The sequence below is a fragment of the Actinotignum schaalii genome, assembly GCF_028864145.1.
In the GTDB taxonomy this organism is placed as follows: domain Bacteria; phylum Actinomycetota; class Actinomycetes; order Actinomycetales; family Actinomycetaceae; genus Actinotignum; species Actinotignum schaalii_B.
Genome location: NZ_JARBHJ010000035.1, coordinates 1 through 13,893 on the forward strand (window position 1 = coordinate 1; position 13,893 = coordinate 13,893).

General features: G+C 65.6%; 4 protein-coding genes. All 4 read right to left on the reverse strand.

Going from position 1 to position 13,893, the window contains the following annotated elements; genetic code table 11:
* Positions 1–223 precede the first annotated feature (223 nt).
* The 4 genes from PWJ82_RS07865 to PWJ82_RS07880 all read right to left on the reverse strand — a co-directional run bounded on the left by PWJ82_RS07865 (position 224) and on the right by PWJ82_RS07880 (position 13,819).
* Positions 224–9,274, reverse strand: a complete 9,051-nt coding sequence (locus PWJ82_RS07865) for a type I polyketide synthase (RefSeq protein WP_274736112.1) — start codon at positions 9,272–9,274, stop codon at positions 224–226.
* Positions 9,275–9,432: 158 nt separating this feature from the next.
* Positions 9,433–11,037 carry an acyl-CoA carboxylase subunit beta gene (locus tag PWJ82_RS07870; protein ID WP_274736114.1) on the reverse strand — a complete coding sequence of 535 codons (1,605 nt, stop codon included), beginning with the start codon at positions 11,035–11,037 and terminating at the stop codon, positions 9,433–9,435.
* Between the two features lie 77 nt (positions 11,038–11,114).
* Positions 11,115–12,869 carry a biotin carboxylase N-terminal domain-containing protein gene (locus PWJ82_RS07875; RefSeq protein ID WP_274736117.1) on the reverse strand — a complete coding sequence of 585 codons (1,755 nt, stop codon included), beginning with the start codon at positions 12,867–12,869 and terminating at the stop codon, positions 11,115–11,117.
* Between the two features lie 2 nt (positions 12,870–12,871).
* Positions 12,872–13,819 carry a biotin--[acetyl-CoA-carboxylase] ligase gene (locus PWJ82_RS07880; protein WP_274736118.1) on the reverse strand — a complete coding sequence of 316 codons (948 nt, stop codon included), beginning with the start codon at positions 13,817–13,819 and terminating at the stop codon, positions 12,872–12,874.
* Between the last annotated feature and the right edge of the window lie 74 nt (positions 13,820–13,893).

Below are 13,893 nucleotides of genomic sequence, written 5' to 3' on the forward strand. Positions count from 1 at the left end.
CCCCCCCCCCCCCCCCCCCCCCCCCCCCCCCCCCCCCCCCCCCCCCCCCCCCCCCCCCCCCCCCCCCCCCCCCCCCCCCCCCGGCCGGCCGCCCCGCCCCCCCCCCCCCCCCCCCCCCCCCCCGCTCGCTGAGCTCCCAGCCGGGCTAACGTGCGCCGCTGTAACGACGCACCGCCAGCACCGTGCTTAGCGTTGCCGTGGCAACGCGCTGCCAGCACCGTGCTTAGCGCAGCTGGTACTTTCCGTTCACCAGGCGGTAGCGCGGATCGAGGAGCAACGCAGCTTCGCCTTCGTGGCGATCCCCGGCGAAGCGCTCGTCCACCGAGGTTTCGGTGTAGAGCGGCGCGTGACCGACCATTCCGGCAACCAGGTGGCGCGCGCCGTCCAGCAGGCGCATATCAGCGCTCTCGCGCCACAGCTGGGCTGCCTTAGCGCCGTTGGTGCGCGCGATAGCAGCCTCGAACGCCGCCGGATGCACGAGCATCATAAGCGCAGAGACATGTCCGAAGCCGAGCGAGGTCAGCACGGCCGCCTTAATATCTCCCACCTCGAGGACTTCACGCGGCCACACTAGGTAACTACGTTCCTCAAAGGCCGGATCGGAGCAGTCCAGGGCCTTATTGCCGGGGATCTTCCCGGTGGCGAACATCTGGGTGATGCCAGCCATCTGGAAGAGCGCCGCACCGCCCTTGGAATGCCCGGTCAGGGTTTTCTGGGAAACCACGTAGAGCGGGTTGCCTTCGCTGCGCCCGAGCGCCGTGAAGAGGCGGTCATGGAGTTCCGCTTCGTTCGGATCATTCGCATTGGTGGAGGTATCGTGCTTGGAAAGCACGGCGACGTCGTCCACACTTACGCCTAGATTGCGCAGGTTCGTGGCCAGCACGGAGTTCTCTCCGCCCATGCCGGCGGCCAGCGCTCCCAGACCAGGTGCCGGAATCGAGGTTTGGATACCGTCCGCGAAGGAGCGGATGTAGGCCACCACCCCGTAGACCGGCAGTCCCATCTGGGCGGCCACGTCTCCGCGAGCCAGCAGCACCGTGCCGCCACCGCAAGCTTCCACGAAGCCACCGCGGCGCAGATCACCAGCGCGGGAGAAGAAGCGCGGATTAATGCCCTTCTTCGCCATAGCGGCAGAATCCGCCGTCGCATTCATATCACCGAAACCGATGAGGGACTCCACCTGCACGTCATCAATCGCACCGGAGACCACGAAATGGGCCTTGCCGGTGGCGATCTTATCCACGCCTTCTTCCACGGACACCGCGGCGGTCGCGCAAGCGCCGATGGGGTGAATCATGGAACCGTACCCGCCCACATAGGCCTGCATGGTGTGCGCGGCAATCACATTCGGCAGGGTTTCCTGGAGGATATCCTGCGGATAATCCTTACCCAGGAAGCGATCCACGTACAGGCGGCGCATGGAGGTCATTCCGCCAAAGCCGGTGCCCTGCGTGGAGGAAACATCCACCGGGTGCACGTATTCGAGCAGTTCTGCCGGGGAGAACCCGGCCGAGAGGAAGGCATCCACCGCCGTCATGAGATTGTAGATAGCCATCCGGTCCGCGCCCTCCACGAGCGATGCCGGAATCCCCCACTTGGCCGGATCGAAATCGGTGGGGAACTGCCCGCCCACGCGGCGGGTGAGAGTGGTACGGCGCGGCATATAGGTCAGTGCCCCGGCCTTGCGGGTCACCCGCCATTCGCCGTCTTCCTCGAAGAAGCTAGTGAAGCTCGGATCCGCTTCGGCGTGGGCGCAGGCTTCCGCTTCGCTGCCCACCGTGAAAGTCACGTCCTTCTCCAGGTAGACCGGGGCGATATCGGTGGTCCCGATATCAGCCAGCGGCCCGTCGTCCACAAAAGCGCGGATTCCGGAACGTGCCACAACCTCATCACGATAGCGCTCGAAGATATCCTCTTCGAGCACCAGTTCCCCTTCGGGGGTGTACCAGCCCGGCTTGGGGGTATCGAACCAGGTGAGCAGGCCCATCATCCAGGCCAGCTCAAGCACCCCGGCCGGCGTGAGGTCCACATCGCCGTCGCTTTGAATCCCGAGTTCGGCTTCCCACCGGGTACGCGAGCTACCCCAGGGGCCGGTTTCGCCCAAGCCCACGATAACCACGAGATCCTCGGGTTTCGCGGTGCCCTTCCCGAAAGCACCCAGGTCCATGGTCGGCTGGTGGATGCTCACCGGGCTGGGCAGGGCCCGCACGCTCGGCGCGGCCTTCGCTGCCGGCGCGGGGGTGGCCGGCGTGATGCTCGCGGCCAGTTCGGGCAGGTTAATATCACCCAAGCCACCGGTCATATCGTGAATAACCGGCGCGGTACGGGCGGCCGCCACAGATTCAGGGGTAAAGAGAGTGAGCAATTCGCGCCCGGCCTCCGCCGTGGACCAGGTATGCACACCCTTGGCTTCCACGGCTTCCACCAGCGGATCGTTCCCGCCCATGAGGCCGGTGCCGCGCACCCACCCGATCTTCGCGTGCGCGATGGTGGTGCGCTGCCCCCAGGGCTCCACGCGCCACTTACTGACCACGGCATCCAACGCGGCCTTGACCTCGCCATAGGCGCCGTCACCACCGAAGGAACCCCGGTTCGGGGAGCCCGGCAAAATCACGTGCATGCGATGGTCGATGGCAGCATCGGTGCCCAGGCTCGCGAGGGTGCCGATGAGGCGTTCCACGCTCCACAGCAGCACACGGGCCTGGTTTTCCGCTTCGGGGCCGGCATCGCTGAGGTAGCCGCTCACCCGCGGCGCCGCGAAGGGCACCAGGAGATCCGGAATGAGCGCCGGCTTGATGAGCTTCGAGGTGGCGCCCACCGTTTCGCGCTGTTCGGCACCGATCCACGTGGTGATCGCGTCAACGTCGCGGAAGGAGGCGAGGTTGGCGGGAATGAGCCACAGTTCAGCACCGTTGATGGCGTTCTCGCGGTAGAGCTTCTTGGCGAAGTTCAGGCGCGCGGTGGAAATACGCGAGGAGGTGGCGACGACGGTTGCCCCGCCGGCCAGCAACCCGGCCACCACCGCACCCGCGATGGAGTTCTCCGCCATACCGGTCACCACCGCGACCTTCCCGGCGTAAATCCCCGGGGTGGTATCGCGGGCCGCACGGGCGATCTTGGTCAAACGCGCGGCGAGCTTGGGATTGCGGGCCGCCTGCCATTCGGCCTGGCGGGCCACTTCTTCCCCAACGCCGGTGAAATTGGCGTTCACCTCACGCCCGAAGGCGATCTTGGCCACGTCCTCGCGGGCGGTGGCCCAGCGGTCGCACAGGCGCACTGCCTGGGCCGGGTCGAAGCGCGGGGTCACGAAGTCTTCCCAACCGCTACCCAGTTCCGCGCTCATGGCTTCGCGCAGGGCCAGGTCATCAGCGGTTGCGGGTGCCTCAGGGCGCTCGTTGTGGCCGAGGCGCGCGAGCAGGTCGCGCGCGGTTCCGGCCAGGATCGCGTCCATGCGTTCGGCATATGCGTCCAGGGCAGCGGAATCGACGACGCCGCCCGCCCCGCTCCCGGTACTCGGGAGGGCAACGTTGATCCCGTGGGCCGCGCCGACCGCCCGCACCGCCGCGTCGATGAGTTCATCGAGCTGGGCGGCCGAGGTGGGGGCCAGCGGGAGGGTGGCCAATTCGTCGCCGCGTACCGACTTACCTTCGCGGGTACCCAGAAGGATCGTGGCGGTCACGTGGGCCACCCAGCCTTCGCCGAGCTGCCAGGTGTCCTGCACCCGCTGAGCCACCCGGGCCGGTTTCGCGCCGGCCGCACCCGTGAGCGAGCGCAAGCGGTCCGCGATAGCTTCGCGCAGCACGCTGCCGAAAGGCTTATAGGAGTGGGCGGCCTGATCCACCTGGGAGACCAGGGTGGCCAGCGGTGCTTCCGCTGCACCGTCCATGGAGGCCAGGTCGAATTCGGCGGTCATATCCATGAGGATCTGGTTGCGCTTGGAGGAGACCCCGTTGGTGAGGGTTTCGACCGAGTCGGCATCGCCCATCTGATCCAGGCGGATCTTCGTGGACCAGGCCAGCAGGACGCGCAGGGCGTCTCCGGCCCGGAAGGGTAGATCCGCAGCCGGCTGGCCATCGCCCGCCGGCGCCGCGGTTGCTGCCGGAGCCGGCGCGGCCGCAGCTGCGGGAGCCGGTGTTTCCGGAGTCGCGGGGGCCGAGGGTGTGGCTTCCGGCGCCGAGGCCGCAGCGGTATCCTCGCTCGTTGCAGCAGCGGTGTTCGCGGCCGGGGCGACGGCGCCATCCGCGAATCCGTCCTCAGCAACCGGAGCGCTGGCAACATCCTCATGCAGAACCCGCTTGGCGTCCCGTTGCACGTTGTATACGCTCACATGGCGCTGGGCGTGCTTAGGCAGCGCGAGGGTGCGGGTGGCCATATTCGCCAGGGTTGGCGAAGCGGCCAGGCCGATTTCCACGATATCTTCCACCCCGGCCTCAATGAGGTAATCCTGGGTTTCAATCCAGCGCACCGGGGAGGCAAATTGCCAGGCCAGCAGCTCGATCAGGAGCTCGCGGGCGGTTCCTACCCGGTCGCGCATGAGGCGCGCGGCCAGGTCGGCGCGAATCTCGCGCACCACCTGGGAGGGAACCACCTCGAGGATGGCATCGCAGAACTCTTCCGTCAGCTCGAAGGGGCGAGCCACCAGATTCGGCAGGTAGCGCCCTTCGAGAATTTCGAGCTTGATATCGGCAGGAACGATGGCGCGCAGGGTATCCCCAAATTCGGCCACGCCGGTGCGCAGCACGCTGGAGTGGAAAGGCACATCAATACCCGGAACCAGCATGAAGGGGCGCTTGCCCCCGGCCTGCCGGGCCCGCTCGTTGGCGTCCTTTTCCAAGGCTTCCAGGCCCGCCACGGTGCCTGCCACCGCGTACTGGGCGCCCGCCAGGTTGTAATTGACAATCTCGAGGAATTCCCCGGAAGCGGCAGCCACCTGCGCGACGTAGTCGCGCACGGCGTCGTCGCCCACCCCAAATTGGTTGGGACGCAAGGCACCCATGCGGTAATTCGAGCGGCCCTGCTCATCGCGTTCCACCAGATGATGCATGGTGGTGCCGCGCCGGTACACGATTTCTAGCACGTCCTCGAGGCTGAAGACCTGCGAGTAGGCAGACAGAGCGTTGTATTCGCCCAGGGAATGCCCGGCGAAGTAAGCACCGCTTACCAGTGAACCCTGTTCACGCAGGCGCGAGGTTTGGGCGAAGGCCACGGTCGCGAGCGCCACCTGGGTGAATTGGGTGAGGTTGAGGACGCCTTCCGGGTGGCGGAAAATCTCATCGCGCACCCGCAGCTCCACCGGGTTATCGCGCACCACGGCGAGGATGGAGAACCCGAGCGCGGAGCGGGTGTGTCGGTCGGCGCGTTCCCACACCTCGCGTACGGCAGCCGAGGCCGCCCGGTCGTCGAGGGTCATGCCGCGGGCCTGGATTCCCTGACCCGGGTAAACATAGGCGGTACGCGGGGCGCTCACGGTGCAGGATGCCTGGGAAACCACGGTATCCCCGCAGCGAGCGGTTACGTCGAGGGCGAGTCCGCCCCCGCGCACCCGGCCCACGCGCTCCACGGTGATATCTACCGCGTCACCGAGGTTCACCATGCCGAACATGCGGTAGGTCCACCCGGTGATATGCATGGGGGCACGCCCGGCCACCGGATCGGCAACCGCGTGCTGGGCGGCGGCGCACAGCCACATGCCGTGCACCAGCGGAGCCTCCATTCCCGCCACCAGCGCGGCGTTGCGGGATACGTGAATCGGGTTGAAGTCACCGGAAACAATGGCGAATGCCGTCATATCGGTGGGTGCCTGCACGGTGACCTTACGCAGTACCGAGCGCGGGGTGTCGATAATATCGGCATCCACTCCCCCGCGGGCGGCCGGTTCCGAAGGCAGGTCCGTGGTGGTGGCGCGCCCGCGCATGGCGAAGCGTTCCTGGAATTCCAGCACCACGGTGCCATCTTCGCGCGCAACATTCGTGCGGATGGTCAACACCCGGCCGGCGGAAGATTCGGCCACGGAGGCCACCCAGGAGCGCGCGGTGAGCTGCCCGGCTTCCAGGATCTCCTCCACCGGCACATTCACCTTTTCGAGGTGGTCGAGGTGCACGCCGGAGAGCAGCCCTTCGATAATCGGGTAGCCATCGGCTTCGCCCGAGCCCATCGCGGAATAGATAGTGGGCCAGCACGAACCGAGGAGCGCGGAAGGCACGGCCGCCGGGGTGCGCCCGGCCGGCGCGGTAATGCCCGCGTGCAGGGTGTTGATCTCCGGGGAGACCGCGAAGGTCAGGGTGGCAACGCCGTCGATCATCTCGGGTTGCTCGGTGATGGGGGTGCCGCCCAGGGTTGTGGTTCCCACCCCGGACATCGCGGCGAGGACCTCGCGCATGGCGCCTTCTAGGCGGGCATCGTCCACCACGGGCAGCCCGCCGGTGGCCACCGATTCGGGCAGCAGCAGCGGGATGCGCATATGCCGCACCACGTGCTGGTGGGCCTGGGTACCATCCCAGAGGGTATCGAGGGGCACGAAGATTTCCAGGCCCTCCGGAGTATCGCGGATTTCCGCTTCCGGAATGAGGTGGGCCGGGTTGGTGGCCAGGTGGCCGTGCCATACGATGAAGGGAGTTTCCCGCAGGAAGGTTTCACGGTCGCGTGCCGCGCGGGAGAAGGCCGGCTGGGCCTGCGCCCCGCTTGCGCTCACCCGGGAAACCGCGTCCTCTTCGTAGCGGCCCAGAATCTCGGCAATCGGCTCATCCACCTTGGTGATGGCCGCTACCGAGGTAGGTCCGGGAATAATACGCACCTGGTCCGCGGTGTAGCGCGGGTTATGGGATTGCCACAGGGAATCCGAACCCCAGAAACGCAGCACCTGCTCGTTAATAACCGGTACGAAAGGCACCGGCTTGGGGTACTTGGAGGCCAAAGCCACGAACCACGCCTCATCCTGAGCAAGCACGGTGTGTTCTTCCGCGCTCGGGTAGGCGGCGAGGAAGCGCTCGAGCGCGGCCTGCGGATCGGCGGCAGCATCAGCCTGGGTGGGGAAGAGTGTGGGGACCTCCCCGCTTTCCGCTTCGCACAGGCGTGCTTCGAAACGCTGAAGCATTTCCCAGAAACGGGTTTGGGTGGTGTCGTCGGCCCAGGGAACGGTCAGTTCCACATAGCGGCGCAGCACCTGGGCGTAGGTCATGTGCGCGATATCCCCGAAGTAGGGCTTGGCGGTGGCGTTGATCGCGGTGATGATCTCATCGCGGCGCGCGGCAATCGCTTCGGCGTCCCCGTCCACTTCCACGAGGAGGCGCGCGGCACGGGCGGCTGCGTTTTCCACGTTGTAAATATCGGCGTGCAGGGAGGACTGGGTAGAGCAGATGCCACCGCGGGTGGAGCCAGCCGCGACCCAACCACCGTTATCGTCCGGGCTCACACCGGGCGTATCAACGAGAAGCTGCTTCACATCGGGATTAGTTTTCGCTTCCTTCGCGGCCATCGCCGCGGTCCCGATGAACACACCGTCCACGGGCATGGGTCGCATACCGTAAGCCTGCGCCCACGTTCCGGTAAGGAACGACGACGCCCGCTCGGGAATGCCCAAGCCGCCACCCACGGTAATAATGAGGCCGGCCTCGCGCATCTGACCGTACGTCGCGATGAGCAGGTCTTCCAAGTTCTCCCAGGAGTGGTGCCCACCGGCGTGGCCGTCTTCCACCTGCGCGATAAGCGGGGCGCCCGGGCAGGCCTTGGCGATCTCTACCAGCTGGCGGATCTGGGCCACGGTGCCGGGCTTGAAAGCAATATAGGGGAAGCCTTCGGCGCGCAGCCGCGCGATGAGTTCGAGGGCTTCGTCCTTTTCGGGAATGCCGGCGCTAATAACCACGCCGTCCAGGGGTGCCCCGGCAGCGCGCTGGCGGGAAACGAGCCTGCGAGATCCGAATTGGAGATCCCAAAGGTAGCGGTCCAGGAACATGGTGTTGAACTGGGCCACCCGGCCCGGTTCCAAGTGCTCACGCAGGGTGGAAAGGTTCTCAGCCAGGACTTCTTCGGAAACCTGCCCGCCCCCGGCGAGCTCGGTCCAGTAGCCGGCGTTGGCGGCAGCCGCCACGATTTCCCCGTCCACGGTGGTCGGGGTCATCCCGCCGAGCATAATCGGGCTGCGCCCGGTCAGCCGCGAGAAAGCGGTATCCAGGTAGGTATGGCCCTTGATCTGGCGCAGCTGGGGTGCGTATTCGGACCAGTCGCGGGTGCGGGTCACGCGCGCCACCCCGGTGACCAGGTCATCGCGGGCCGCGGCGGTGGAGGCATCCACGTAGCTCACTCCGGTGCCGGCCAGGTTTTCCAGGGCGATGGTCTTGAGGTTCGGGCCCGGGCCCAGGTCCACCACGAAGCCTGCCGGGGTGCCGTTCCCACCGGCTTCTTCCAAAGCGGTAGCGAATTCCGCGGTCCAGTCCAGGCTGGCGGTGAGCACGGCGCGGGCCAGTTCATCGCTGCGTTCCACGCTGAGGGAGCAGCGCTCCGCCCAGGAATCCACCAGGGCCACGGCCGGTTCGAGGAGCGGGGAGTGGAAGGGGGCTCCCACGTTGAGGAATTCACACACCGGGTGGAGAGCTTCCCCGCCGGTGAGTTTATCGGCGCGGGCGCGTGCTTCCCGTTCGGCTTCGCGTTCGATAAGCGCCACCAGCGCGGTGAGTGCAGCCGGGCGCCCGGAGACCACGCAGGCTTCCCGCGAATTAATAATGGCAACATCCGCATCCGGAACCTTCGCGGCCAAGCGGCGCAGCAGCGGGGCTCCCACGCCCCGCACCGAGAGCATGGGGCTGGCGTCCTTGCTCGCGGTAATTCCGAGTTCCCCGCTGATCTTGGAGGCAGCCGCCCCGATGAGGCGGGCGAGAGCGAAAATACTGGCCGGTTCGCCGGACTCCACCATGGCGGCGGCCAGCACACCCTGGGAATGCCCGATGGTGGCGGTGGGGCGCACCGCTAGATCACGGTAGGCCCCGTACTGGTTGAGCAGGATGCCGGGAACCGAGGTGTGGGGGGCGCGTCCGGCGCTGGCCGGGCCGCGCAAGCCCAGCAGGTCGAGGCGCCCGGCGGAAATCACGGTGAGTTCGGGGAGCACCGGGGCGAGGATTTCCTCGGCCGCCGCGTCCACCGCGGTCAGGTCGGCGCGCAGTTGCGCGGAGGTGAGCAGCTCATCTAATTCGCTCCGCCAGGGAGTTCCCTGGCCGGCGAATTGGAGGATCCAGGGACTGGCGGGCGGGGTGGCCGTCAGGGATTCGTACACGCTGGTCATAGTGTTCTTTCTGCTAGGTGCGGGAGGGCCCGCGAGGCAATTCTTGAGAAAAGGAAAGATCGAAGGTGGCTTGGGCCCAGACTGTGGGCCCGGTCTTTGAGCCCGGTCTCTGGGCGCCGGAACGTTCCGGATGAACGCTCGTGCGCCGGGGCGGGCCGTTACATGGGAATATTCCCGTGCCGGCGCTCGCCCGGATGCGAGCAGTCTTTGGTGGCGAGAATACGCAGGGACTCAATGAGCACCCGCCGGGTATCTTCGGGGGCGATAATGCCGTCCAGCTCCCCGCGTTCCACGGAGAGGAAAGGATTGACGTTATCGCGGGTGTACTCTTCGATGAGCTGCTGGCGCACCGCGGCCACATCCTCACCGTTTTGTTCGGCTTCCCGCAGGCGCCGTCGCCCTGTAATAGCGACCGCGCCCTCGGCACCGAGCACCGCAATTTCCGCACCGGGCCACGCGAAGTTCAGGTCCCCTCCCAGGGATTTCGAACCCATGACGATATAGGCGCCCCCGTAGGCTTTACGCAACACCACGGTGACGAGGGGCGTCGTCGCATTCGCGTAGGACCAGATCAGTTTCGCACCGCGGCGAATAATCCCGGCCTGTTCCTGTTCGGTGCCGGGCCGGTAGCCGGGCACGTCCACGAGGGTGATAACGGGCACGTGGAAAGCATCGCAGAATTGCACGAAACGCCCGGCTTTTTCGGAGGCGTCCACGTCCAGGGTGCCGGCATCCACGAGCGGCTGATTGGCCACGATCCCGACCGATTGCCCGGCCAGGGCCGCGAATCCCACCACGATGGAGCGGGAGAAATGCTCCTGGACCTGCACGAATTCCCCGTAATCCACGAGGTTCGCGATGACGTCGAGCATATCGTAGGGCTGCTTGGTGGAGGCGGGCACCAGATCGGAGAGGTGCCGGGCGCACTGGCTATCCGTGGCCGTTTCCGCATAATCCCAGCGCGGCAGCGAGGCATCGCAATGCGCGGGCAGGTAGGTGAGGAGGGTGCGGGTGTAATCGAGGGCATCGTCCTCGTTCGCGGCCAGGTAGTGGGCCACCCCGGATTGGAAATTATGGAGGGTCGCCCCGCCCAGATCGTCGAAGGAGACTTCTTCCCCGGTGGTTGCTTTGACAACGTCCGGTCCGGTCACGAACATATGCGCGTTATCGCGCGTCATAATAATGAAATCGGTGAGGGCCGGCCCGTACACCGCGCCGCCCGCGCAGGGTCCCAGAATGACGGAAAGTTGCGGGATAATGCCCGATGCCGCGATCGTTTTCTTGAAGATACGGCCGTATTGGGACAGTGCGACGACGCCGTCCTGGATGCGGGCGCCACCCGAATCAAGCAGGGACACCATGGGAATGCGCAGCTCGAGGGCTTTGTCCATGAGGGCCACGATTTTATCGCCCTCGGCTTCGCCCAAGGTGCCCCCGGATACGGAGAAGTCCTGGGCGTAGACCGCTACGAGCTGGCCATCCACCTGGCCAATTCCGGTCACCACCGCGGCTCCTCGGAAGCCGCGCCCCAGGTTCCCGCCGGCAAACTGCCCGATTTCGGTGAAGCTGCCCTCATCGCAGAGCAACGCGATGCGCTCCCGGGCGGTCTTTTTACCGTGAGCGTGCTGGCGCTTCGCGGCGTGTTCCTCGGCCTGCCGGGCCAGGTCATGTTGATACTCCGCGAAACGCACCCGGTCCACCTGCTGGGCGCTGTGATCCAGGGTTTGCCATTCGTGGGCGGAACGTAATTCAGTCAGCGACATGATTCTCCTTCGCTACTTTCGGGCACGGACTCGAGTGGTGGCGCACTACCGCGAGTAGGTAGGTGCCGAGCAGGTTTTTAGGCATCGCTACCTACCACCCGCACGAGGGGCTGGAAAGCTGCCACGGTGGCCCCGGCCCGCACTTCCACATCCGTCACTTCGCCATCGCGCGGCGAATAAACATAACTTTCCATCTTCATGGATTCGAGCACGACCAGCAGATCGCCTTCGTGGACCTTATCCCCCGGTTCCACCACCACGCGCACCACAATCGCCTGGATGGGAGAATTCACCATCCCGCTCGGATCGGTAAGATCCTGGGCCGGCATCGCGGTGCGGGAAGCTGCCTGGGAACGGCGCGGCTGCAGGGTGCGGCGAGCCACGTGCGATCCGGTGGCAATCAGCGCGGCCGGGAGGGTCATACGCATACGCCGCCCATCTACTTCAATAACGAAAGTATGGCGCGGTTCTTCATCTTTAACAGGCGCCGGGGTAGCCACGGCCTGCGTATTTTCGTAAGCAGGGAGCACGGTATCTTCCAGCCAGCGGGTGGAAGGAATATGCCCGGCGAAATCCTCCATGGCCAGCACATCGCGGTACATGGCGCAGGGGGTGGCCACCCCGGTGATCTGCAATTCCGCGAGCGCGCGGCGCGAGCGGGCAATGGCCTGCTCGCGATCCGGGGCGGTCACCACAAGCTTGGCAAGCATGGGATCGAAATCGGCGGTCACAATATCGCCTTCTTCAATCCCCGATTCGATACGCACCCCGTGGCCCAGCGGCCAACGGATTTTTTCAATCGTTCCGGTGGAGGGCACCATCCCGGTGGCCGGATCCTCGCAGGTAATACGGAATTCAAAAGAGTGGGCGCGCGGGGCGGGAACCTGAGAGAGTTCCGCTCCGGATGCAATAAGAATTTGTTCGCGTACCAGGTCCATTCCCGTCACCTCTTCGGAAACGGTGTGCTCGACCTGGAGACGCGGATTCACTTCCAGGAAATTAACCCGCCCATCGGGTTCCACCAGGAATTCACAGGTACCCAAACCAACGTAATCCACCGCTTCGAAAAGCCGGCGCGACCACTCGGTCACGATCGCTTCCGCGTTTCCGGGCAGCAGCGGAGCGGGTGCTTCTTCAATGAGTTTCTGGTTGCGGCGCTGGGCCGAACAATCCCGGGTGGAAATCACCGCGAAATTCCCGTGGGAATCGCGGGCTGACTGCGTTTCAATATGGCGGGCGGTGCGAATAAAACGCTCAACGAAATAGGAATCCAGATCCGCCCCGTGGGCCGCGAAGAAGCGGTCCAGGTCAGCGGATTCATTATGGATGGTGATACCGCGCCCACCCCCGCCGTCGGCCTTCTTGGTGACAATCGGGAAACCGAAGCGGGCCACGAAATCATCCACCCCGGCGCGCCCCTGCACCGGATCGGAAACACCGGGCACCGGAGCCACGCCCACCGATTCGGCCAGCCGGCGCGCCTGGATTTTATCGCCGAGGCGATGGAGTACCGCGGGTGCCGGGCCGATCCACGTGAGCCCCGCTTCAATAACAGCGGTGGCGAATTCCGGAACTTCGGAGAGGAAACCGTAGCCGGGATGCACGGCGTCCGCGTGGGAACGCTTCGCAATCGCAATGATTTTCTCGATATTCATATAGGTATCGGCATACGCGGTACCCTCGAGCGCGTAGGCGCTATCGGCATCCTCCACGAACTGCGCTTCGCGATCCGCATCGGCATAAACCGCCACCGCTTTCATCCCCATATCGTGGGCGGTACGAATAACGCGCTCGGCAATTTCGGAGCGATTGGCAACAAGAATTTTTTTCATCACTATTTTCCTTCCGAGGGCGTTACCCGACCCAGGAGCGAGACTTCTCCGGTGGAAATACGCACGTCACCGGCAGTGGTGGCGACCACGAGGGCGCCGTCGGCTAAAATCTGCACCCCGCGCCCGCGCACCGGAGTATCGCGGGGGCGGTTAACGGTGATTCCTTCGCGCAAGGTGTCGCAGGTGGCATTGAGTTCGGCTAAGAGTCCGGAACGTTCCGCCGCAGTGGTCCCGGTACCGGTCACCCCGGCGGCACTCGCCTCCGTTTCGGGTACGACGGCGCCGCTAGCTGCCGCCGGGCACCTCCCGCTTGCGCAGGCGGCACCGAGGGCGGCCAGCCGCGCCCCGAGTTCGCGCAAGTAGACGGCAGCTACCTCGTCCCGGCTGGGAACCGGGAAGCCGGCGGTAGCAAGAGACGCGGAGGTGGGAGTGGGGAGTTCTTCGGTGCGCAACCCCAGGTTGATTCCCACCCCGAGGACAATTCCGATATTCCCGGCCGCGTCCGTGCTCACGACTTCCCCCAGCACGCCGGCCAGTTTCGCGGCCCGCGGGCGGGTGACAATATCATTCGGCCAGGAAATCGCCACGTCTGCCCCGAGCTTTTCCAGGGCGGCGCGCGCCGCCAGTGCCCCGGCGAACGTCACCCAGCTCAGCTCCGCGCGTACGGTTTCCGGCACTGCAATAAGCACTGAGAAAAGCAGGGAACCATCTTTGGTAGCGAACCAGGAGCGGCCCATCCGCCCACGTCCATCGCTTTGCTCATCAGCAATGAGACCGCACACCAGCCCGGGCATATGCGCACCCCCGGAACTGAGCCAGAGTTCGGCCAGGTCATCCTGGGTGGACGTGGTCAATTCGGCATGCAGGAGCGCGGCACCTGGGATCCCTACCTCCCCTAGCGCGCTCGCGGTACGCGGGAAGAGCACGTTTCCTGAATGCACGTTGCTCACCTCAGCCTTCTTTCCGGCGGGCCACCCCACCGCTAACTTACTAATGCGTAACCTTACGTAATCGTAACTTACGG